The sequence below is a fragment of the Flavobacterium fructosi genome, assembly GCF_042787335.1.
In the GTDB taxonomy this organism is placed as follows: domain Bacteria; phylum Bacteroidota; class Bacteroidia; order Flavobacteriales; family Flavobacteriaceae; genus Flavobacterium; species Flavobacterium fructosi.
In genome coordinates, this window is the sequence record NZ_JBHZQA010000007.1 from 59,002 (window position 1) to 81,616 (window position 22,615).

At 33.7% G+C, this 22,615-nt stretch carries 19 protein-coding genes; 12 read left to right on the forward strand and 7 right to left on the reverse strand.

Translation table 11 applies throughout. The annotated features are described in order from the left end of the window. Positions 1–26: 26 nt before the first annotated feature. A complete protein-coding gene (locus ACFX5D_RS11625) occupies positions 27–1,205 on the reverse strand; it encodes an AIR synthase related protein (protein ID WP_379858357.1) in 1,179 nt (392 codons plus the stop codon). Between the two features lie 409 nt (positions 1,206–1,614). On the opposite strand from ACFX5D_RS11625, the gene ACFX5D_RS11630 reads away from it, so the two are divergent. Both ACFX5D_RS11630 and ACFX5D_RS11635 read left to right on the forward strand, forming a co-directional pair. Continuing rightward, positions 1,615–1,896, forward strand: coding sequence for a DUF4242 domain-containing protein (locus ACFX5D_RS11630; protein WP_379850587.1), 282 nt, complete (start codon positions 1,615–1,617; stop codon positions 1,894–1,896). 92 nt (positions 1,897–1,988) lie between these two features. Beyond that, on the forward strand, positions 1,989–2,357 hold the full coding sequence (locus ACFX5D_RS11635) for a VOC family protein (protein ID WP_379850585.1): 369 nt from the start codon (positions 1,989–1,991) through the stop codon (positions 2,355–2,357). Between the two features lie 408 nt (positions 2,358–2,765). Here the strand turns inward: ACFX5D_RS11635 and ACFX5D_RS11640 are convergent, their stop codons facing one another. Beyond that, on the reverse strand, positions 2,766–3,245 hold the full coding sequence (locus ACFX5D_RS11640) for a hypothetical protein (RefSeq protein WP_379858358.1): 480 nt from the start codon (positions 3,243–3,245) through the stop codon (positions 2,766–2,768). A gap of 117 nt (positions 3,246–3,362) precedes the next feature. Further along, on the reverse strand, positions 3,363–4,625 hold the full coding sequence (locus ACFX5D_RS11645; protein WP_379858359.1) for an aminotransferase class I/II-fold pyridoxal phosphate-dependent enzyme: 1,263 nt from the start codon (positions 4,623–4,625) through the stop codon (positions 3,363–3,365). A 281-nt stretch (positions 4,626–4,906) separates the two neighbouring features. Here ACFX5D_RS11645 and ACFX5D_RS11650 point away from each other — a divergent pair, with 281 nt between their 5' ends. The 4 genes from ACFX5D_RS11650 to ACFX5D_RS11665 all read left to right on the forward strand — a co-directional run bounded on the left by ACFX5D_RS11650 (position 4,907) and on the right by ACFX5D_RS11665 (position 7,218). Next, on the forward strand, positions 4,907–5,158 hold the full coding sequence (locus tag ACFX5D_RS11650) for a DUF2157 domain-containing protein (RefSeq protein WP_379858360.1): 252 nt from the start codon (positions 4,907–4,909) through the stop codon (positions 5,156–5,158). Between the two features lie 705 nt (positions 5,159–5,863). Beyond that, the gene (locus ACFX5D_RS11655) at positions 5,864–6,013 is read left to right on the forward strand and encodes a GDYXXLXY domain-containing protein (protein ID WP_379858439.1); all 150 of its coding nucleotides are present in this window, start codon (positions 5,864–5,866) and stop codon (positions 6,011–6,013) included. Between the two features lie 191 nt (positions 6,014–6,204). Further along, positions 6,205–6,369 (forward strand): hypothetical protein, encoded by a 165-nt coding sequence (locus ACFX5D_RS11660; protein ID WP_379858361.1) that lies wholly within the window; start codon positions 6,205–6,207, stop codon positions 6,367–6,369. 63 nt (positions 6,370–6,432) lie between these two features. Further along, on the forward strand, positions 6,433–7,218 hold the full coding sequence (locus tag ACFX5D_RS11665) for an NYN domain-containing protein (protein WP_208609305.1): 786 nt from the start codon (positions 6,433–6,435) through the stop codon (positions 7,216–7,218). Here the strand turns inward: ACFX5D_RS11665 and ACFX5D_RS11670 are convergent. Further along, on the reverse strand, positions 7,215–9,599 hold the full coding sequence (locus tag ACFX5D_RS11670; RefSeq protein WP_379858362.1) for a hybrid sensor histidine kinase/response regulator: 2,385 nt from the start codon (positions 9,597–9,599) through the stop codon (positions 7,215–7,217). The two genes, ACFX5D_RS11665 and ACFX5D_RS11670, sit on opposite strands and share 4 nt — an antisense overlap. Positions 9,600–9,733: 134 nt before the next feature. Here ACFX5D_RS11670 and ACFX5D_RS11675 point away from each other — a divergent pair, with 134 nt between their 5' ends. From ACFX5D_RS11675 to ACFX5D_RS11695, 5 genes are all read left to right on the forward strand, one after another. Then, entirely contained in the window at positions 9,734–11,242 is a 1,509-nt protein-coding gene (locus ACFX5D_RS11675; protein ID WP_379858363.1) for an FMN-binding glutamate synthase family protein, read from the forward strand. Between the two features lie 1,345 nt (positions 11,243–12,587). Next, on the forward strand, positions 12,588–13,172 hold the full coding sequence (locus ACFX5D_RS11680) for a non-canonical purine NTP diphosphatase (protein ID WP_379858364.1): 585 nt from the start codon (positions 12,588–12,590) through the stop codon (positions 13,170–13,172). 198 nt (positions 13,173–13,370) lie between these two features. Further along, positions 13,371–15,350 (forward strand): DEAD/DEAH box helicase, encoded by a 1,980-nt coding sequence (locus ACFX5D_RS11685; protein ID WP_379850566.1) that lies wholly within the window; start codon positions 13,371–13,373, stop codon positions 15,348–15,350. A gap of 87 nt (positions 15,351–15,437) precedes the next feature. Further along, entirely contained in the window at positions 15,438–16,205 is a 768-nt protein-coding gene (locus ACFX5D_RS11690) for a carboxypeptidase-like regulatory domain-containing protein (RefSeq protein ID WP_131479272.1), read from the forward strand. 129 nt (positions 16,206–16,334) lie between these two features. Beyond that, on the forward strand, positions 16,335–16,673 hold the full coding sequence (locus ACFX5D_RS11695) for a DHCW motif cupin fold protein (protein ID WP_379858365.1): 339 nt from the start codon (positions 16,335–16,337) through the stop codon (positions 16,671–16,673). A gap of 245 nt (positions 16,674–16,918) precedes the next feature. Here ACFX5D_RS11695 and ACFX5D_RS11700 read toward each other — a convergent pair whose 3' ends face one another. After that, complete coding sequence (locus tag ACFX5D_RS11700; protein ID WP_379858366.1) at positions 16,919–18,379, reverse strand: aminoacyl-histidine dipeptidase; 1,461 nt, start codon at positions 18,377–18,379, stop codon at positions 16,919–16,921. 107 nt (positions 18,380–18,486) lie between these two features. On the opposite strand from ACFX5D_RS11700, the gene ACFX5D_RS11705 reads away from it, so the two are divergent. Next, on the forward strand, positions 18,487–19,548 hold the full coding sequence (locus tag ACFX5D_RS11705) for a DUF3810 domain-containing protein (RefSeq protein ID WP_379858367.1): 1,062 nt from the start codon (positions 18,487–18,489) through the stop codon (positions 19,546–19,548). A 68-nt stretch (positions 19,549–19,616) separates the two neighbouring features. Here ACFX5D_RS11705 and ACFX5D_RS11710 read toward each other — a convergent pair whose 3' ends face one another. Next, positions 19,617–20,837, reverse strand: coding sequence for a 3-oxoacyl-[acyl-carrier-protein] synthase III C-terminal domain-containing protein (locus tag ACFX5D_RS11710; protein ID WP_379858368.1), 1,221 nt, complete (start codon positions 20,835–20,837; stop codon positions 19,617–19,619). 238 nt (positions 20,838–21,075) lie between these two features. After that, positions 21,076–22,380: an NAD(P)/FAD-dependent oxidoreductase gene (locus ACFX5D_RS11715; protein WP_379858369.1), complete on the reverse strand. Its 1,305-nt coding sequence runs from the start codon at positions 22,378–22,380 to the stop codon at positions 21,076–21,078. Positions 22,381–22,615: the final 235 nt, after the last annotated feature.

Consider the following 22,615-nt stretch of genomic DNA (forward strand, 5'->3'; position numbering starts at 1 on the left):
AAAAAACTCGTGTTAATTAAAACTTTTTAATATTCGAAAGTTCCGTATTCGCTGGTAATAGTCAGTTTTTTTGTATCGGCTGCTTCTACTCTTCCCACGATTTGGGCATCAACATTAAACGATTTTGAAATTGAAATAATATCTTGAGCAACAGCTTCCGGAACGTATATTTCCATACGATGTCCGCAATTGAAAACCTGATACATTTCTTTCCAATCTGTTTTAGATTGTTCTTGTATCAATTGAAAAAGTGGAGGTACAGGAAATAAATTATCTTTTATAATGTGTAAGTTTTGTACAAAATGTAAAATTTTAGTTTGCGCTCCTCCGCTGCAATGCACCATTCCGTGGATTTCGTAGGACGAATATTTATCTAGAATTTTCTTGATAATTGGCGCATAGGTTCTGGTTGGAGAAAGCACTAATTGCCCAGCATCGATTGGTGAATTTTCTACTGAATCAGTCAATTTTACCTGACCTGAATAAATTAATTCTTCGGGAACTGCAGCATCAAAACTCTCCGGATATTTGATTGCCAAATACTTCCCGAAAACATCATGACGCGCTGATGTTAATCCGTTGCTTCCCATCCCGCCATTATAGCTTCGTTCGTAAATAGCCTGACCAAAAGAAGCCATTCCTACGATTACATCACCGACTTTAATATTAGCATTATCAATTACATCCGAGCGCTTCATACGAGCCGTAACGGTAGAATCTACAATTATGGTGCGCACGATATCACCCACATCAGCCGTTTCCCCGCCAGTGGAATGAATGGTTACACCAAAAGAATCCAGCTCTTTGATTAATTCTTCAGTCCCATTGATGATGGCTGATAGTACTTCGCCCGGAATCAGGTTTTTATTTCTCCCAATTGTGGAGGAAAGCATAATATTATCTGTTGCCCCCACACACAATAAATCGTCGATATTCATAATCAAAGCATCTTGAGCAATGCCTTTCCATACGGAAATATCGCCTGTTTCTTTCCAATACATGTAGGCAAGAGCCGATTTAGTTCCTGCTCCATCAGCATGCATAATCAAACAATACTCTTCATCTTGAGTCAGGTAATCAGGAACAATTTTACAAAATGCTTGTGGAAACAATCCTTTATCAATATTTTTTATAGCGTTGTGAACATCTTCTTTGGATGCCGAAACACCACGCTGTGCATATCTTTTTGAAGTATCTGAACTCATGTAGTCTAGTTGTGTAAGCTGCTTTTTAGCAGCGGGGTTGTGCGGCAAAGATAATTATTTTTTTGGGTTTTGCCTATCGGTATTTTGGAAGTATGCATAAGAAAAGATAGATCATAGTTACTAGCAAGAAGAAAAAAAAAGTATTGACACTGGTATTGTGGGATACAATCCGACCTCCAATGTAAATAACAGGAGCATTATGGCGACTTAGTAATTTTACAAGTATTTGACGTGAAAAAAAGTATAGTTAAAAAAAGTCTAAACCTTACAATTAAATCGAAATAATTTGATAATTTTATAACACAAATCACTAATTAACAGCTATTTAAATTTTAATTACTTAGATACTGACTTCTTAAAAATTCAAATCAGGCCACGAATAAAATAGAAAATTAAAAACCACAAAATCATGCCTAAATATTTAATTGAAAGAGAGATTCCAGGTGCCGGTAATTTGAGCACAGAACAATTGAAAGCCATTTCTCAAACTTCTTGTGGAGTATTGGGCAAAATGGGACCACAAATCCAATGGATTAACAGCCAGATAACGGCTGACAAAATCTATTGCACTTATATTGCTCCCAACGAGGAGATGATTCGTGAACATGCCAAATTAGGAGGATTTCCCGCTAATTCCATTAGCCGAATTGCTACAACTATTGACCCAACAACTGCAGAAGAAACAGTTTGATCAATCTAATCTAAAACAGTAATAGGCAAAGAAAAAAACAGAATCTTAAATAAGAATAATTCAATCCTTTATAAACAAAAAAACTAAAAAAGATGAAAAATGCAATTAACTGGTTTGAAATCCCAGTACAAAACTTAAGTAGAGCACAAGCCTTTTACGAAACAGTATTAGGAGCAAAAATGCAACCAATGGAAGCTATGGGAATGAAATCAGCTTTCTTTCCGGCAGACATGGAACATGGCGTAGGAGGCAGTTTAGTGGAGAATGAAAAGTACCAACCAGCTGATAAAGGCACTTTAATTTACCTAAACGGTGGCGAGGATTTGAGTATTCCTCTTGCAAAGGTAGAACAAGCCGGCGGAAAAGTTGTTTTACCTAAAACTTCAATAGAACCTAATGGATTTATGGCACACTTCACCGACACCGAAGGAAATAAAGTAGCCTTTCACTCTATGAAATAAAGAGGACGCGTGTCAATGAAGTGAAAACTGGCCCTTGAAAACTTTTTATTTTTTATGCAGGTCGTCAAAAAATGCTTGGCTTTTGGAGAAGGCACTGAAAAAGTCTTTTTTAAGAATAAATTATTAATAGAAAGGAGTAGAAATCAAATTTTTCTGCTCCTTTATTACAAATGGCACAAAAAGAATATGTCAACAATCCAAGTTGTTAAACAAAATTCAGAAAACTATGTTTGAAGGATATTATTTTTTTAATCGATTGAGTAGAAAAAAGGTCTCTCTAATCGTTAAATAGTATCATTCGCTCCAAACACTAAAAAAGCTATAAAACTAAAAACGCTTACAAAGGATATTTTAAAATTCTATTATAAGCGTTTTTTTTTCTAAAAAGTTCCTCAATCAAAATAAAAATTACATTTTGCAATCCACTTTTGCCAACGCTGTTTTGCCTTCAAATTTTAATTCTTTGATGTCTTTAAATATCACTTTCCCTTTGTTATCATCAACAACATCGCCATAACCTTCTACATACGTATTTCCCTTTTTCAAAAAAGCTACTTGTCGCACGGATGAAACGCCCTCAGACATAAAAGTGTAATCCGCAATAAGCGTATCGCCTCTAAGTTCCCCAACAAGTGTTCCTTCATTTTTATCTTTTTCATAGAATTTATAACTCAATTTTCCTTTAGTTACTTCGTTCCCTTTAATAGTCAAATTCATCAAAATAGAATCTTTTTTTATACTACCGCTGTAACATTCATCGAAAACTGGTTCTTCAACAACTACCTTTTCCGATGCATCCGGAATTGTTTCTACTTCTTTTTCGATTTCTTTTTTACATGAAACCAGAACACTCAAAAACACGAAACTTAGTACAATTACTTTTTTCATCTTACTTTATTTACTTATTGATTAATTAAAGATACGCCTTTCAAACAAGATGAATCCTAAAAAAAAAAATCCATCAACAAAAGCTGATGGATTTCCTATATAAAATTAAACAGAAAACTATGCGTCTAAATCAACAGTAGTGCGCGCTGCTATCTCTTTGTAAGTACCGTTTTCTAATTTCTCACGAATTGCTTCAAAAGCAACCAATGTTTCATCAATATCAGATAAAGTATGTGAAGTTGTAGGTATCATTCTCAGCAAAATAATTCCTTTTGGAATAACAGGGTAAATCACAATCGATAAGAAAATACCGTAATTTTCTCTTAAATCGTTTACCATAACCATTGCTTCCGGTACACTTCCTTCAAGATATACTGGGGTAACACAGGTGTTAGTATCACCAATATTGAAATTTCTTGATTTCAATCCGTTTTGTAAAGCATTTACGTTCTCCCAAAGTTTGTCTTTCAATTCTGGGTGATTACGCAATAATTCCAATCGTTTTAGCGAACCAATTGTTTGAATCATAGGTAATGATTTGGCAAACATTTGAGAACGCATGTTATATTTTAGGTAATCAATGATGTCTTTATCAGCGGCTACAAAAGCACCAATATTAGCCATTGATTTTGCAAAAGTCGAAAAATAAACATCAATATCATCCTGAACACCCTGCTCCTCACCTGCTCCGGCTCCTGTTTCTCCCAGTGTTCCAAAACCATGTGCATCATCTACCAGCAAACGGAAATTATATTTTTGCTTCATCGCAACAATCTCTTTCAATTTTCCTTGTTGCCCGCGCATTCCAAAAACTCCTTCAGTGATAAAAAGTATACCTCCACCATTTTCATCCGCTAATTTTGTAGCACGTTGCAGGTTTTTCTCCATGCTTTCAATATCGTTATGACGGTATGTAAAACGTTTCCCCATGTGCAAACGAACACCATCAATAATACAAGCATGTGCATCAACATCATATACAATTACATCATTTTTGGTAACCAAAGCATCAATAATAGACACCATTCCTTGGTAACCAAAATTCAATAAATAAGCTGATTCTTTCATTACAAAAGCAGCCAATTCATTTTCTAATTGTTCGTGATATTTAGTTTGCCCACTCATCATTCGGGCTCCCATTGGGTAAGCCGCTCCGTATTGAATTGCTGCATCCGTATCTGCCTGACGCACTTCCGGATGATTTGCAAGACCTAAATAATCATTCAAACTCCAGTTCAAAATATCTTTTCCACCAAACTGCATTCTTGGCCCCAATTCACCTTCTAATTTAGGAAAAACAAAATAACCTTCCGCTTGTGAAGCCCATTTTCCTAATGGTCCTTTATTGTTTTGAATCCTTTCGAATAAATCTTTTACCATAATATATCAAGTAATAATTTTAATTTTAAGAAGTTGCAAAAATAATTATTTAAATTTTATAAAGGTATTGAAAGCGAATTTATTTTTCAGGGGTTTGTTCTTATGAGTATCAGGAGCTATTTCCTGCTCTCCACTGTATCTTTTGTGCTATATAAAAGATTTGCTTCGTTCCTCGCAATGACAGCACAATAAGGATGCCGTTTCGATCACGGCTAATCCCGAAGTTTCGGGACGATTGTGATAATAAACTTTGTATATTTGAAACATACAAAAGATAGTTTATGTCTTACAAAATCACAAACGAACTGCAGGAACTACTCAAAGCCAATGTAGTTACAGAGGAAACCGCAAAAAAATTAGCAGTATTCGACGAAAAACAGGAAGGAAACCAAAACAAACTCTCTTCCGTTTTTGGAATATTAGGAGTAATCCTTGTTGGACTTGGAGTAATTCTTGTTTTTGCACACAACTGGGATACTCTCTCCCGCGTAACCAAAACGTTACTATCGTTTCTTCCGCTCCTCACTGGATAATTATTTTGTAGGCATTCTCTTTTAAAAAAACCAGAAAATCCTGCTTGGAGAGAAAGTTCTGCCGTTACTTAATTTTTTACTGTCGGATCCTATGTATAGCATAAATTGCTCAAGTCTATAACATTCCCGGAGATTTAAATTCGTTTTTAATGATCTGGATGCTTTCGTGCTTGGCATTGGTTTATCTGCTAAAATCAACAATAGTTTCACTATTATACCTTACAGGAATCACCTATTATGGTTGCAATGCAAATTACTTTACCGATCCAAGTGTACATTCTTGCTACTGTTGGTTGCTCCTTTTAGGAATTACTCCACATTATTATGAACTTTTGAAAATCAAAGCTGCCTGCAATTTTACCCTATAACTACTGGCTTATAGCTTTGTCTCTTGTCATTTGCTTGCGTACAATTGCCCATAAAAATGATAATTCAATAATATTAAGCTATATGAATTTCTGAAATTAGACACGGAAATAAATTAAACCATTTAGGCATATTAAATTTTGGTTTAATACTTATTACTATCCTTATTACGTGTCGCTTTTTTGATACTGATTTGAGTTTTGTAATCAGAGGGATTTTATTTATGACAATCGGTTTAGGGTTTTTCTTAACTAACTATCTAATGTTCAAAAAAATAAATAGAAATGAAAAATAAGAAAAATAATACTTCTATTATTTTCATTAGTTGTTTTGGCACAGTTGTTTGTCCCTTTACAAATGATATTCAATCAGGAAAACATCATAAATACCGGAACTAAATTCAAATTTCAAACGGTTCCATTAGATCCCCATGATGCTTTTAGAGGAAAATACATTACACTATTCGTCAAAGAAGAGAAATTACGGTAAAAAATGCTGAAAAATATACTAGCGGAGAAACTATTTTTGCAACAATCATTACAACCAAAAATGGCTTTGCAAAAGTTAGCTCCATTTCTAGAACTACATCTAAAAACACTGATTCCTATTTAAAATTAAAGGTTGGTTTTGCCCCTAATAATAATAAAATAGTCATAGATTTGCCCTTTAGTCGGTTTTATATGAATGAAAAAATAGCATCAAAAGCCGAAAAAATATTTCGTAAATCTTCTATTAAAAAGAAAAATGAAACCTATACTTTAGTAGCCATAAAAAAGGAAGAAACCGTCATCAAAGATGTTCTAATCAACGATGTTTCCATTAAAGATTTAGCAAACAAAAAATAAAGAAATATCAATTTAAAAGAATTATTCCTACCTTTAAAGTAGAAAAACGCAATAATATTAAAAATGTCACAAGATACAATTGAATTAAAACTCGCCGTTCTCATTGATGCTGATAACGTTCCATATAGCAATGTAAAAGGAATGATGGAAGAAATCGCCAAATTTGGAACACCAACCACCAAACGTATTTACGCCGATTGGACCAAACCAAACGCCGGAGGCTGGAAAAGTGTTTTATTGGAACATGCTATCACACCTATTCAACAATATAGCTACACTGTTGGAAAAAACTCTTCGGATTCAGCGATGATTATTGACGCCATGGATTTATTGTATTCGGATAAAGTGGATGGATTTTGTATCGTTTCCAGTGATTCTGATTTTACAAGACTGGCCATTCGTTTGAGAGAATCAGGAATGAAAGTTATTGGAATTGGGGAACAAAAAACACCAAATTCCTTTATTGTTGCCTGCGATCGATTTATTTACATTGAAGTTTTGGATGGCGCAATCAAGAAAAAAGCAAAAAAACGTTCTGCAGACACTAAAAAACCTGTTGAGAAACCCGTTGAAAAACCCGTTGAAAAATCATTAAACAAAATAGATTCAGATACAATAGAACTTATAGAAACCTCCATAGAAGATATTTGTGATGATGATGGCTGGGCATTTCTGGGAGACGTGGGGAACATGATCGTAAAGAGAAAGCCTGAATTCGACCCAAGAAATTATGGTTTTTCTAAACTTACGCCAATGTTAAAATCGCTCACTGATATCCTGGAAATCGACGAAAGAGAATCCGACAAAAAAGGAATTAAGCATGTTTATGTTCGATTACGTTACAGTTAAACTAAATCTTTTATCATTTGAAACAAGGTTTCTTTGTTAATTGGTTTGGATAAATACTGATTCATGCCAATTTCCTTAACCCGCTGTTTTGTGGTTTCCATAACATCAGCAGTCACCGCAATAATTGGAATGTTAGCATTTAATATTCCTGCTTCCCCATTTCTAATTGCGATTGTAGCTTCGTAACCGTCCATGATTGGCATCTGAAGATCCATTAGTACAATATCAAATTGGTTCGTCTTAAATGCATCTAAACCTTCCTGACCATTGTTTGCATAAACTACTGTGGTATTCATCCATTTCTTAGTAATCATCTTTATGACCATTTGATTAATAGGATTATCCTCAACCACTAGAATTGTCTTGCCCTCTAAGTCGTAAGTAACGGGCTCAACTATAACTACTTCCTTTTTTTCATGTTGCACTACATCATAATCAATCGTTATCTTGCAAGTTGTACCCTCATTGACTATACTTTTCATTTCAACATTTCCGCTTTGCATATCAACCACTGTTTTTACGATATAAAGTCCTAATCCGAGCCCTCCGAATTTTCGTTTATTATCAATATTATTTTGAGAAAAAGAATCAAAAATACTTTCCATTTTTTCTTTGGGAATTCCCACACCTGAATCAGAAACAGTCAAAATCAAACTAGATCTATTGTTTGGTTTCTGTTCAGTGTCAATGTGGAATTTAACAAACCCCTCAGAAGTAAATTTAATAGCATTACTCAAAACATTATTAACCACTTGAGCTAATCTCGTCACATCTCCAATCATGCAAGTAGGAATGCTATCGGATTTTAAAAACTCAAATGATAATCCCTTATCGATGGCCCTAATGCTGGCATTATTTTTTAAATGTTCCAAAACTTTAACAGGCTCAAATTGCGATTTTTCTAGTTTAAGCTCTCCTTTTTCTATTTTAGAAAAATCTAAAATATCATTTACCGAACTTAATAAACTATGTGATGAGTATTTGATGATTTGGCAATTTTTTTTAACAGCATCATCTTGAACTTCTTTCGAAATGGAATCAATCAAATTCATAATGGCATTCAATGGAGTTCGCAATTCATGGCTAATGTTCGATAAGAAATATGATTTTAAATCATTCATTTCTTCAGAACGTATTAAAGCAATTCTATTCAATTCATTTTTCTCATTTTTAAGATTCCGAATCAAATTTGACATCGATAATGAAAGAAAAATAACTTCTAAACCTGTTCCTAATTTCGAACTATTTTGAGTAAAAAAATTGATAGGAAATAACCCGAAATTATATAAAATGAATATGCCAAAACCGATGATCAAAAATAAAATACCAGCTGTAAAAAATGAGTCTACAGGCTTTTTTTTGTAATAAAGATAAATTATTGAATAGACAATTAAAATCAAAAACATGAGCGTAAGTAGATTGACTATAATATAAGAAAACAACAATAGCGAAGGAATAAAAATTACACATAAAAACAAAAAAAACAATAAGCCATAAGCCACATTTATTATTATATAAATTTTCTTGCTATTTGTTTTAATTTTCAAAAAGACTTCACTGTATTTCCCCGATAAAAAAACAGCAATTATCGCAATAAATAATACACTATGATTAGAAAACCATCCTGCATTTGGTGTGACATACTTATAGAAAAAACCATCTAAAGCAAACTGCAACAAACCGACAAATAAAACGTACGAACTATAGTATAAAAATATCCTTTCATTTAAAGCAAAAAAGAAAAATAAATAAATAATTGCTGCAATTGACAAAATACCGTAAAACATCCCAAAAAACAATTGTTCATTTGAAATCATTTTAATGAAACTTTGCGATGAATAAAGCATCATAGGAATTTTTATTGCTTCGCCGTCGCTCTTTAAATGTAAAAACAATTTAAGATTTGATTTAGGCTGAATTTTTAACTCAAAAATTGATTTTCTATTATCAAAACTACGTTCCGAATACCGCATAGTATCACCGCTTACCATTTTGACAATTTTTCCCGAAACCGCATCAATAATATATAGTTCTACCAAATCTGTGATTGGTCTCGCTGTCTCAAGATAATAATTTAAAGATTTAGTGGTTGGGTTTTTAAGTTCAACTTTAGCCCAAAAATTATGTTCAGTAAAGCCTAAATCATCATTTTCAGTTTTTAGTTTTTTGGGATTTAAGGAGTCATAATTGGCTATTACGTCCTGAATATCTAAATTTCTCTGGCCTACTTCGGCAACTGTAGTATAATGATGAAGCGATAATTCGTTAGGTAGTGAATTTTCTTTAAAAATATATTGCGAAAAACTATTTGTTGAAAAGAATAAAACAAATAAAAATAGTAAAAAAGTATGGAAGGTATTTGCTAATTTTTGATACATCATATAATTTTAGTACTATCTATTTACGATAAAAATAATATTTTGGTTTTTCATGTGAGTCAAATTTAAGTTTTTATTTTCTGTTAAAAAAAGTTGATCATTCATTATTCTCCTTAATTTAGTACAAAAACTATATCATGCGACAAAGATTTTTCGTTATAGGAATTGCAGGGCTTATTATTTCTTTGACTATTTTTTTCTATTTTAAAATAGGGCTCGTTTTGTCAGTAGCATTATTCATCCTTTTGTTAATTGGTTTTGTCAATAGTATTCAGCAGAAACATTCCATTCTAAGAAATTTTCCTGTGTTTGGCTATTTTAGATATTTTTTTGAAATGATTGCTCCAGGAATTCAGCAATATTTTATAGAACGTTCTACTGATGGAAAACCTTTTTCAAGAAACCAGCGCACTCTCGCTTACCAACGAGCCAAAAATATTGATTCAACATCTCCATTTGGAACACAACTAAACCTCAATCGCTCCAACTACGAGGGGATTAAACATTCTATTTTCCCTACAGCGGTAAATAAAGAGTTACCTCGTATTTTAGTTGGCGGACCAGATTGCAAACAACCGTATTCCGCTTCCTTATTAAACATTTCTGCAATGAGTTTTGGTTCGTTGAGCGAAAATGCAATTATGGCATTAAACAAAGGAGCGCTTAAAGGAAATTTTTATCACAATACCGGGGAAGGCGGATTGACTGAATTTCATTTACAAGGAGGTGATGTTACTTGGCAAATAGGTACGGGCTATTTTGGTTGTCGTGATGACAGAGGTGGATTTGATGGTGGTAGATTTGCTGAAAAAGCAAATCTACCAGAAGTAAAGATGATCGAAATAAAACTATCACAAGGTGCAAAACCTGGACATGGTGGCGTTTTACCCGCTGCTAAAAACACGGCGAAAATTGCAAAAATAAGAGGAGTACAACCAAATATCACTATTCTTTCTCCCCCGGGTCATTCTGCCTTTTCAGATACCAAAGGATTAATTGAGTTTATCGCACACCTTCGCCAACTTTCTAATGGTAAACCTATTGGATTTAAATTATGTATTGGAAAAACCAGCGAATTTGAAGCTATTTGCCAAGAAATGATTAAGCAAAATTGCTTTCCGGATTTCATCACTGTCGACGGTGCCGAAGGAGGAACAGGAGCCGCACCACTTGAATTTGCTGATGGCGTGGGAATGCCTTTTGAGCCCGCACTCATTTTTGTTAATAAGACTTTAGTTCGTTTTGGTGTTCGTCACAAAATACGTGTGATCTGCAGCGGAAAGGTAATTTCTGGCTATTCTATTCTTAGAGCTGTAGCCCTTGGCGCTGATATGTGCAATAGCGCCCGAGGTTTTATGTTTTCGTTGGGCTGTATCCAAGCTTTACGATGCAACAACAACGAATGTCCTACAGGAGTCGCCACCCAAAATAAAATGCTTGTAAAAGGTTTGGTTGTTACTGATAAATCGGAGCGGGTTTTCTATTTTCATAAAAATACCTTACATGCTGCAAACGAACTTTTGGCGGCAGCTGGTAAAAAAAGCTTTGCTGAAATTGATATCGACATTTTTATGCGTGGAGATGAATTCTCTCATTTATCTGATTTGTATTTTCCTGATAATTTAAAAAACGTAACCTTAAATTAAAAATACAACAACAAAAAGGAGGACCTTTCGAGTCCTCCTTTTTGTTGGTTCTGATTTACCATTATTTAACTTATACTTTTACTCCTATAGCTGACTATTGAATTATCATATGTTATTGTAAAATTGATATGCCCAAGTAATTAATCAAAAGCACACTCAAAGATACAATTTGCTTTTCTAAAAATATAAAGAAACCGCTATTTTTACTATTGATTAGCTTATTAAGGCTAAGACATTAATCACCTTATGTACTATATCAGTTTTCTAATTATTTCAATAATGTTTTAAAATATTCAATACTATTTCTAGTGTTGACAAAAAAATAGGAGGTCCTTTTAAAGGACCTCCTATGTGATTCTGAATTACCGATATTAACTCTTACCGTTGCTGGTATAGTCTATTGTGAGTTATCAATCTCATTATAAGATTAAAATTCCCAAGTATTTAATCAGAATCACATATCAAAGATATTATTTGTTTCTAAAATAATCAACTGTTAATCCAAATTTAACCAATATTTAACGCCATTCATTTTATGTAAATGACAACAAATAACATACATCGCACCGTTAAAATTAGTTTCGTAAATTTTGATCAAATTAGTTTTCTAAAATATTAAATTAGAAAATACTTTTTTTGAAGTGTAGCCACAAAAAAGAGGCCTTTTTACAGGCCTCTAATTTAGATTTTGGTTTGCTATTATCAACTTAAACCTTTCGGTAGTAGTGACTATCAAATACGCTACTCTTTGCAGATGGCCATATTCAAGAACAAATCAAAATCATATGTAAAGATACGGTTAATTTCATTTTAACAACATTCAAAAAGCATTTTAACCTATTTTTAACTTGTTGAATTTAAATTATTTAAACTACAATTTATTGTAAAAGTTAATCAATCCTACCAGCGTGACTAAAATACCTAAATAAAATTAAAATTGATTGTCAGTAGCAGAACTTGACATTCACAATTCTGAAATACATCTAACATTAACCACAAAAAAAGGAGGCCTTTTTAAAGGGCCTCCGATTGTTGATTTTGATTTACCATTTATCAACTCATACCGTTCAGCATGAAATGACTATTTGAATAAGCTTCTCTTTGCAGATGGTTTTACCCAATTGATTAATCAAAACCACACTCAAAGATATAAATTATTTTTATTAAATATGTAAAAAACAACACTTTAACTATTAATTAACGCATCTTTTTTAGATATACATTGTACTTTATATGTGTTAATTATAAATACGTAATGAGAAATAAATTGCTCCATTATTGAAGTCATTAGTGCATGAATATCTAAAAGTTTGTATCTTTGAAATATCAAAATAAAACCAACAAAATGCAACTCGTTTTCGCTTCAAATAACAAAAATAAAATTCTGGAAATACAAAGCATACTTCCAGCAACCGTTAAAATCCTTAGTTTAGAAGACATTGGATGTTTAGAGGACATTCCCGAAACAGCAGATACAATTGAAGGAAATGCCATTTTAAAAGCAAATTATGTAACCCGTAACTATGGCTACGATTGCTTTGCAGATGATACCGGACTCGAAGTAGCGATTCTAAATGGAGAACCTGGCGTTTACTCTGCAAGATATGCAGGCGAGCAACGTAATCCTGATAATAATATGGATAAATTATTGAAAGCCTTATCAAGTAAAAACAACAGGAATGCACAGTTTAAAACGGTCATTGCTTTGAATATAAAGGGCAAACAAGAATTATTTACAGGTATTGCCAAAGGTGAAATTACTTTAGAAAAAACAGGAAACAAAGGTTTTGGCTATGATCCAATCTTTCAACCTATTGGATACAAAGAAACTTTCGCTGAATTATCTCTGGAAATTAAAAATGAAATCAGCCACAGAGGAAAAGCAACACAACAACTAATCAATTTTTTAATAGGGAGCTCTTATTTTTGATTTTAATATATTTTTTTTAATAAAAAGTTGATTTAAAAACAGTATTTTAATCGTAAATTGCTCAATTGCAAAACCCAAATTTCAAACCAATTCTATAACTTTCTGACAATCAAATGGTAATAAATCATTAAATCTTAAAATAGCATTAGTTTATATCGATTATTAACAGTAATTTTGCACCCTATTTTAAAAATACATATGAATAAATTTGAACAATTAGGATTGAGTGAATCGTTACTGAAGGCGATTTTAGATCTAGGATTTGAAAATCCGACCGAAGTACAGGAGAAAGCGATTCCCCTATTATTGGAAAAAGACACAGATATGGTTGCGTTGGCTCAGACAGGGACAGGGAAAACGGCAGCTTTTGGTTTTCCAGTTATTCAGAAAATTGATGCCAACAACAGAAACACACAAGCATTAATTTTATCTCCAACACGCGAACTTTGTTTGCAGATTACCAACGAAATTAAAAACTACTCTAAATACGAAAAAGGTATTAATGTGGTAGCAGTTTACGGTGGAGCTAGCATAACAGAACAAGCGAGAGACATAAAGAGAGGCGCACAAATTATTGTGGCAACTCCAGGAAGAATGCAAGACATGATTAATAGAGGTTTAGTAAACATCTCTCAAATTAACTATTGTATTCTTGACGAAGCTGACGAAATGTTGAATATGGGTTTCTACGAAGATATCGTAAACATCCTTTCTACTACGCCAGACGAAAAAAACACATGGTTATTCTCTGCAACAATGCCTGCTGAAGTAGCTCGTATTGGAAAACAATTCATGACTGACCCAATTGAAATTACAGTTGGAGCTAAAAACTCAGGTTCTGCTACCGTTTCTCACGAATTTTACCTTGTAAATGCACGTGATCGCTACGAAGCTTTGAAACGTTTAGCGGATGCTAATCCAGACATTTTCTCTGTAGTTTTTTGTCGTACCAAAAGAGATACGCAAGCTGTTGCTGAAAAATTGGTTGAAGATGGATACAGCGCTGCTGCATTGCACGGAGATTTATCTCAAGCGCAACGTGATGGTGTAATGAAATCTTTTAGAGGAAGACAAATTCAAATGCTTGTAGCTACTGATGTTGCTGCACGTGGAATTGACGTTGATAGCATTACTCACGTAGTAAACTACCAATTACCGGATGAAATCGAAACTTACAATCACCGTTCAGGGCGTACTGGGCGTGCTGGTAAATTAGGTACATCGATTGTAATTGTTACTAAAAGTGAATTGCGTAAGATTTCTTCTATCGAAAGAATCATCAAACAAAAATTCGAAGAAAAAACGATCCCTTCTGGAATTGAAATCTGCGAAATCCAATTGTTACACCTAGCTAATAAAATTAAAGATGTAGAAGTTGATCACGAAATTGACAACTATCTTCCTGCAATTAACAGCGTTCTTGAAGATTTAACGAAAGAAGAATTAATCAAGAAAATGGTATCGGTTGAATTTAACCGTTTTATCAATTACTACAAGAAAACTAGAGATCTTTCCAATCAAGCTTCAGGTTCTGAAAGACGTGAGCGTGATGATAGAGATGGTGCTCCAAGAGAAAATAACAATGGCGGTGCAACAAGATATTTTGTAAACATAGGTTCTAGAGATAACTTTGATTGGATGTCATTAAAAGATTACTTGAAAGAAACATTAGACTTAGGTCGTGATGACGTTTTCAAAGTAGATGTAAAAGAAGGATTCTCTTTCTTTAACACTGATCCGGAACATACTGATAAAGTAATGGAAGTATTGAACAACGTACAATTAGAAGGACGTAGAATCAATGTTGAAATTTCTAAAAACGATGGTGGCGGAAGACGTGACCATAACGGAAGAAGTTCTGGTGGTGGTTTTGGCGGAGGTCGCTCTGGTGGTGAAAGAAGTTCAGCTCCAAGAAGAGAAGGTAGTTTTGCACCAAGAAGAGAAGGTTCTGGCGGTGGTGGTTTCAGAAGCGATAGAAATTCAGCTCCAAGAGAAGGTGGATTTGGCGGAAGAAGTTCAGCTCCAAGAGAAGGTGGTTTCGGCGGAAGAAGTTCAGCTCCAAGAGAGGGTGGTTTTTCTGACAGAGCACCAAGAAACGAAGATAGTTCTGACAGAGCACCAAGACGTTCTGAAGGGTTTGGTGATGCACCAAGACCAAGAAGACCAAGAAAAGACTAACATTCATTGTTAATTTTCTTATAATTATATTAGGAAACTACAAAATATTCAATCGCCTTTATTACTTTTAAAGTTTTAAATGAGTTTATGAAATATTTTGTAGTTTTCTTTTTTTTAGTACTTTCCACAGCTGCTATAGCACAAGACATACAGCCCTCTCAAAAGGTTAATGGTATTATTATCAACAACAATACGAGACAACCTTTGCCCAATGTAAATATCATCAACATTAATAAAGTAAGAGGTGCAACTACCGATTCGAGAGGATATTTCGAAATCGACGTTCAACCAAATGATACTTTACATTTTACTATTTTGGGATACCAATCTTTAAGAGTTCGAGTTACCAACGACTGGATAAAAAATAAAAGCACCAAAATTCAACTTACCGAAAAAGCCATCGCGCTAGAGGAAGTAATCATCAGACCCTTTAATTTGACGGGCTATCTAGAAGTCGATTCAAAATTAATTCCAACGAAAGAAAACTACCGTTATAGTATTTCCGGCTTAACGCAAGGTTACGAAGCAGGCGAATATTCTCCAAATGCCTTTGGTAGAGTACTGGGTTCTATCTTTAATCCTACGGATATGCTTTATAATTTTTTTGGAAAAAATCCAAAAGAGCTCAAAAAGCTCAAAGAAATGAAGAAGGATGATACGGTTCGAAATCTACTGGAATCTAAATTTGACAGGGAAACTATATCCGTACTACTTGGCGTAGATAAAAACGAATTAGCCGAAATTTTGCAACGCTGCAATTATTCAGAAGCATTCATACAAACTGCAAATGATTTACAAATCATGGATGCCATAAGTGGCTGTTATGAAGAATATAAAATTCTAAAGAAAAAATAATATAACAGTTTACATTTTTAATCTAAAAATAATTTCAATCCTCAATTGCGAAAGTAGTTGGGGATTTTTATTATAAAATACTTAAATTTGAGTTTTAGCTAAAATTAATTAATCCAATAAACATAATCCATGTCTAACATACCTTTCCAAGCCATCAATTGGGACAAAATAGAGAGAACAGAACATATGGGCGAAACGGGAACATCCTATTGGCAAACGATACAATTAGGAAGGTTACGAATTCGGAAAGTAATTTATTCTGACGGATATTTAGCCGATCATTGGTGCCAAAAAGGACATATTGTACATTGTCTCGAAGGAAATTTTATTAGCGAAATGGAGAACGGAGAACAAACAAATCTGTCTAAAGGAATGACATATGTCGTTTCAGATGATTTAAGCTCTCATCGCTCAATTTCTACTAATGGAGCTAAATTGTTAATCATCGATGGGGATTTTTTAAAATAATATTAAAACAAATCAAAATATTATTTACATTTACTTATATCAAAAGTAAAACCAAAATTTAAATCAAATATCATGGCAAAAAGTCAAGACGCAAAGAAAACTGCAAAAAAAGAGCCTTTAAAAACGGCTAAAGAAAAGAAAGAAGAAAAAAGAGACAAGAAAAATACTCCTAAAAGAGATTAATTCTGACAAAAAACCCTCGTTTATTACAAAACGAGGGTTTTTTATTTTATCGAAATTCACTATTATTTGACTGGAATATTAGCTAAAATTTCCAAAACAAATTTCCAAAATTTCTGAGAAGAAGAAATACTTGCTCTTTCATCCGGAGAATGCGCTCCATGAATAGTTGGTCCAAAAGAAATCATATCCATTTCAGGGTAATTAGTTCCCAGAATTCCACATTCTAACCCTGCGTGACAAGCTACTACTTTTGGTTTGTCGTTATTTTGTTTTTCATAAATTGCAACAAGCAGATCTAAAATCTCCGAATTTACATTTGGAGTCCAACCCGGATAAGAACCGGAAAGTTCCACTTCACAACCTACTAATTCAAAAGCGGAACGTAAAGAATTAGCCAAATCATATTTAGACGTCTCTACAGAAGAACGGGTCAAACATCCTATTGAAATTTCGCCATCTTTGATGATTACTCTGGCAATATTATTAGAAGTTTCTACTAAGTCTTCCATATCAGCACTCATACGATACACTCCGTTATGTGCAGCATAAATTGCTCTTATAATTCCTTCCTGAACACCCAAATCCATAACTTTTTTCGGCAAATCGCATTTCACGATTTCTATGGTTAAGTTAGGTTCCGTTGTTTTAAATTCGTTTTTTATGTCGTTGATGATTTCCTGCATATCAAAAATATAGGCTTCGTCAAACATTTCTGAAATAATCACTTTCGCCACACTTTCTCTTGGAATAGCATTACGTAAACTTCCTCCGTTAATTTCTGCCACCTGCAAACCGAAGTTTTCAAAAGAATCGAATAACAAACGGTTCATTATTTTATTGGCATTACCCAAACCTTTATGAATATCCATTCCTGAATGTCCTCCTTTCAATCCTTTTACAGAAATAAGATGTCCAACTGATCCTTCTGGAACTTCCTCTTCATGATAACTCCTCGTAGCGGTAACATCTATTCCTCCAGCACAACCAATATCTATTTCATCATCTTCCTCCGTATCTAAATTCAAAAGAATTTGACCTTGAAGAATGCCTCCTTTTAAGTTTAAAGCTCCTGTCATCCCAGTTTCTTCGTCAATGGTGAACAAAGCTTCAATAGCTGGATGTGGAATATCTTTGCTCTCCAGAATTGCCATAATTGCAGCAACTCCAAGACCATTATCCGCACCAAGAGTTGTTCCTCTAGCACGAACCCAATCTCCATCAACATACATATCAATCCCTTGTGTGTCAAAATCAAAAACGGTATCGGCATTTTTTTGATGCACCATATCCAAATGCCCTTGTAGCACAATTGCTTTACGATTTTCCATTCCTAGAGTAGCCGGTTTGCGTATAATTACATTACGGATTTCATCTTCAAAAGTTTCCAATCCCAGACTGTTTCCGAAGTTTTTCATAAACTCAATCACACGTTCTTCTTTTTTAGAAGGGCGCGGAACGGCATTCAAATCAGCAAACTTATTCCAAAGCGCTTTGGGTTCTAAATTTCTTATTTCTTGGCTCATTTATTTTATTTGAAGTTTAAATTTTATCAAGTTCAAAGTTACAAAGTTTAAATTCTTTTCTCGACTAATTGATATTGTAATTATATTTACATTCTCAAAATCTATCTGTGAAACCAAAATATTTTCTTTCCTTCTTTCTTCTTGCACAACTATTTTTTCTGCAAATAATCCCCTATTTTCCTGAATATGTGGAGCAATTTTACAGTAATGGCTTGTATCCAATAATTGCTGCATTTTCGAGAATAATTTTTGGCAAAATTCCATTTTCGTTGGGGGATTTTATTTATTTCATCACGATTATATCTGTATTCTTTTGGTTTTGGAACAAACGGAAATCCTGGAAACAAGCATGGAAAAATAACATTCTGACTGTTCTAAGTTTTGTATCGGTATTTTATTTTTTGTTCCATATTCTTTGGGCATTCAATTATTATCGCCAACCACTTTTTGAGAAAATGGCAATCAAAAAAGAGTATTCTGAAGCTGATTTACTGGCTTTTACCAAAAAATTAATCCTGAAAACTAACACCGTTCAAAGTCAAATTACAAAAAACGACAGTTTAAAAGTGGTATTTCCTTACTCGCAAGAACAGATCTTTGAAATGAATTTAAATGGTTATAAAAACTTATCCTCTCGATATTCCTATTTTGCTTATGGTAACAGGAGCACTAAAAAATCGATTATCAGTTTACCATTGGCTTATATGGGTTTTAGTGGCTATTTGAATCCGTTTACCAATGAAGCTCAGGTAAATTATCTTGGACCAATGTACAGTTTTCCCATGACAACCAATCACGAAATGGCACATCAAATGGGTTATGCCAGCGAAAGTGAATGCAATTTTATCGGGTTTTTGGCGTCTGTTAAAAATGAGAATTTACACATTGAATATTCAGGCTATAGTTTTGCTTTGCGCTATTGTTTACTCAATTGGCAAGTTCGCAACCCAAAAATATTTAAACAATTGCTAAAAACCGTTCATCCTGGAATTTTGAAAAACTATAATGAAAGTGACCGTTTTTGGAAACAATATGAAACACCGATTGAAACCGGTTTTCATGCTTTTTATGACAATTTCCTGAAACTAAATCAACAAAAGGACGGCATTGAAAGCTACAGTAAGTTTGTGAATTTGATGGTGAATTATTACAAAAAAAATGAGTTATAAGTTCTAAATGTTACCATTATTAAACTCATAACTCATCGTATTTAAACTAGACTTGTCAGGCTTAATTTCTAAATTTTTTCAAGTAACAATCCTGTGGCTGTGAGTCCAGGACCAAAAGCCATAGCTACGACTTTTGTTCCCGATACTATGCTGTCATCATTAATAATTTCATTAAAAATATGAGGAACTGTGGCGGAAGACATGTTTCCTTGTTGACGTAATATTTCATACGACCAACGTGCTTGTTCTTTTGATATTCCAACAGCATCCACTACATAATCAATAATTTTTGGTCCTCCCGGATGTATTGCAAAATGCATTTTGGATTTCTCTTCGTCAAGATCTACATCAACTTTGGCGCAAAGCGTTGTCAAAAAGGATTTTATGTTTTTACGAATAAAAACGGGAACTCTTTTAGAAAGCGTCATTAAAAAATTATACTCTCCTATTTCCCAAGACATATCATCTAAAGAATCCGGAATAATAACCTCATGAGAAGCCAAAATTCTCAGTCCTTTTTTATTTTCAATAGAATCATCGTTAAAAAAAGATTCTTCTTCATACAAGGAATATCCAATAAAACCGTCGCCAAAAAGAGAGCATATCATCGTGTTTGCAACCGAAAATTCAGTTAAATTTAAATGTGCCGATAATAACTCCGTGTGAACCACATCAACTCTACCATGATCTCTACTACCACTTATCAAGTGACTGGCAGTTCTTATAGCAGGGAAAGCCCCATAACATCCCATTTGGTACGAATGTGTAACCTGCGTTGTTCCCCAATTTCTATTTATTACGGCTTCTTGCGCAACACTTGGCGAGGAATAACCGGAGCATGTAACATGAACAAGGTTTTCAGGAGCAGAATTTGTTGTTGAATAAAATTCGTCAAAAACATATCCCATCTTTTCTTTAAACCATTGCATTCGGGTTCCAATTTTTGGTCCAAAAGATTCTCTTCTCGCTGATACTAAACTACCAGGAAATTGATAATCCGAAGGCAGAGTTTCATCCATTTCATTTTCAATAAAATGTTTAACATCTTCAAAAATTAGAACTTGTCTTTTATTAATATTTTCGGCAGGAACAGAATACTTATCAACCTGATCTGATATAACCTCGAAACTATTTGATTCATCAATAATTTCATCTTCTCCTGAACCAACTAGACTTGGCTTGGTTTGAAAATGATGGTATAAAAACTTGGTGTATTGATTAAGTTTTTGTTGATCGATTAATTTCCCTACCAAAATAGGCTTGAAATTAGAAATAATAATGCTTTTCATTAATGTTAAAAATTTGTGTGAATTCCACAAACTTAATGCATAACATTATTTATAAAAACAAGTCCAATAAAAATTAAATTTAAAATAAACTAAATGTTTGATTATCAAATACTTACAAATCACATAATTTTGTTAAAATATTGTAAATCAACATATTGTAAGAATGATATCACAGACGTTTAAACACTGATTATCAGCGATGTAAGAATGCAATTACAGCGATAATAAAGTCAATTTTTTATACTTCATCACTGGTAAACGTAGTAAAACTTTTCTTCTTAAACGGTCGGATAATCAATCGTCCCTCCCTGTCAAAGCGAATGTAGTTGTATACCCAATTGAGGAAAACTACCGCTCTGTTTTTGAATCCAATTAGGGAGAATAAATGCACAAACATCCACACGAACCACGCAAAAACGCCACTAAAATGGTATTTGGGCAAATCAACTACGGCTTTGTTTCTTCCTATTGTAGCCATTGAACCTTTGTCATTATACTCAAAAGCTTCCATAGGCTGTTTTCTAATTAATTTTATGATGTTTTTACCTAATAATTTACCTTGTTGCATGGCAGGTTGCGCCATCATAGGATGTCCTTGTGGATAATTTTCATTTTCCATTAACGCAATATCGCCTATGGCAAAAATATTGTCGTAACCTATCACCTGACTGTATTCGTTTACTCGAATTCGTTCTACTTTTTCTACCAACGATTTGGCATCCAATCCAGCAACTAATGCTCCTTGAACTCCAGCAGTCCAAATTACGGTTCCGGTTTCAAATGTCAAATCAGAATTGGTAGTAATCGTTCGTCCATCATAATTAGTTACCCGAACATTTTTCCATATTTTGACGCCCAAATTATCCAGAAATTTTTCGGCGGCAATGGAGGATTTTTCACTCATTGTGTTTAGGATTCTATCCCCGCTTTGAATGAGATTGATTTCCATTTTATCAATATCCAAATCGGGATAATCTTTTTGCAGAATAGCTTTTTTCATTTCGGCCAAAGCACCTGCAAGCTCTACTCCTGTTGGCCCGCCACCTACAAGCACAAAATTAATTAGGCTGTTGCGTTCCGCTACATCAGTGGTAAGAACTGCTTGTTCGAAGTTTTCGAGAATAAGACTGCGAATATTTAATGATTGTGGTATGGTTTTCATCCCCATACTGTTACGTTCTATTTCTTTATTGCCAAAATAATTGGTTTTTGATCCTGTGGCGATAATCAGATAATCGTAACTTAATTCGCCAATTTCAGCAATGATTTTTTGGTTTTTAGTATCTATTTCTTGTACAGAAGTGAGTCGGAAGTAGAAGTCATTATATTCCTGAATGACTTTCCTAATTGGGTAAGCAATAGAACCTGCCTCTAAACCGCCCGTGGCGACTTGATACAGCAAAGGTTGAAAATTATGGTAGTTGTGTTTATCTAAAAGTACGACTTGTACGTTTTTATTTTTTAATTTTCTGGCCAATGCAATACCAGCAAAACCTCCACCTATAATGACTATTCTGGGATTTACTGAATTTGGAATATTCATGTTTAAAAAAATTATAATTTATTGAAAATCAAAGATACAATGTTTTTTAATGTTGAATTTCATCAAAAAGTATCGAATTTTTTGTTTTTATTGAAAAGGTTTTAAGAAAAATAATCGTGTAAATTAGCCCTGATGGAAATGGAAATCCTTTATTTTTTTGATTTTTTCAGAAAATAAAGATTGAAATGTACAGCAGGACGATTAATAATTATGGATTGAAGAGTTTCTGCTCCTA

Excerpts from the sequence above, each read along its gene's own strand:
- ACFX5D_RS11625 (WP_379858357.1), bottom strand. The coding sequence starts at position 1,205 with ATGAGTTCAGATACTTCAAAAAGATATGCACAGCGTGGTGTTTCGGCA.
- ACFX5D_RS11630 (WP_379850587.1), top strand. The coding sequence starts at position 1,615 with ATGCCTAAATATTTAATTGAAAGAGAGATTCCAGGTGCCGGTAATTTG.
- ACFX5D_RS11635 (WP_379850585.1), top strand. The coding sequence starts at position 1,989 with ATGAAAAATGCAATTAACTGGTTTGAAATCCCAGTACAAAACTTAAGT.
- ACFX5D_RS11640 (WP_379858358.1), bottom strand. The coding sequence starts at position 3,245 with ATGAAAAAAGTAATTGTACTAAGTTTCGTGTTTTTGAGTGTTCTGGTT.
- ACFX5D_RS11645 (WP_379858359.1), bottom strand. The coding sequence starts at position 4,625 with ATGGTAAAAGATTTATTCGAAAGGATTCAAAACAATAAAGGACCATTA.
- ACFX5D_RS11650 (WP_379858360.1), top strand. The coding sequence starts at position 4,907 with ATGTCTTACAAAATCACAAACGAACTGCAGGAACTACTCAAAGCCAAT.
- ACFX5D_RS11660 (WP_379858361.1), top strand. The coding sequence starts at position 6,205 with ATGAATGAAAAAATAGCATCAAAAGCCGAAAAAATATTTCGTAAATCT.
- ACFX5D_RS11665 (WP_208609305.1), top strand. The coding sequence starts at position 6,433 with ATGTCACAAGATACAATTGAATTAAAACTCGCCGTTCTCATTGATGCT.
- ACFX5D_RS11670 (WP_379858362.1), bottom strand. The coding sequence starts at position 9,599 with ATGATGTATCAAAAATTAGCAAATACCTTCCATACTTTTTTACTATTT.
- ACFX5D_RS11675 (WP_379858363.1), top strand. The coding sequence starts at position 9,734 with ATGCGACAAAGATTTTTCGTTATAGGAATTGCAGGGCTTATTATTTCT.
- ACFX5D_RS11680 (WP_379858364.1), top strand. The coding sequence starts at position 12,588 with ATGCAACTCGTTTTCGCTTCAAATAACAAAAATAAAATTCTGGAAATA.
- ACFX5D_RS11685 (WP_379850566.1), top strand. The coding sequence starts at position 13,371 with ATGAATAAATTTGAACAATTAGGATTGAGTGAATCGTTACTGAAGGCG.
- ACFX5D_RS11690 (WP_131479272.1), top strand. The coding sequence starts at position 15,438 with ATGAAATATTTTGTAGTTTTCTTTTTTTTAGTACTTTCCACAGCTGCT.
- ACFX5D_RS11695 (WP_379858365.1), top strand. The coding sequence starts at position 16,335 with ATGTCTAACATACCTTTCCAAGCCATCAATTGGGACAAAATAGAGAGA.
- ACFX5D_RS11700 (WP_379858366.1), bottom strand. The coding sequence starts at position 18,379 with ATGAGCCAAGAAATAAGAAATTTAGAACCCAAAGCGCTTTGGAATAAG.
- ACFX5D_RS11710 (WP_379858368.1), bottom strand. The coding sequence starts at position 20,837 with ATGAAAAGCATTATTATTTCTAATTTCAAGCCTATTTTGGTAGGGAAA.
- ACFX5D_RS11715 (WP_379858369.1), bottom strand. The coding sequence starts at position 22,380 with ATGAATATTCCAAATTCAGTAAATCCCAGAATAGTCATTATAGGTGGA.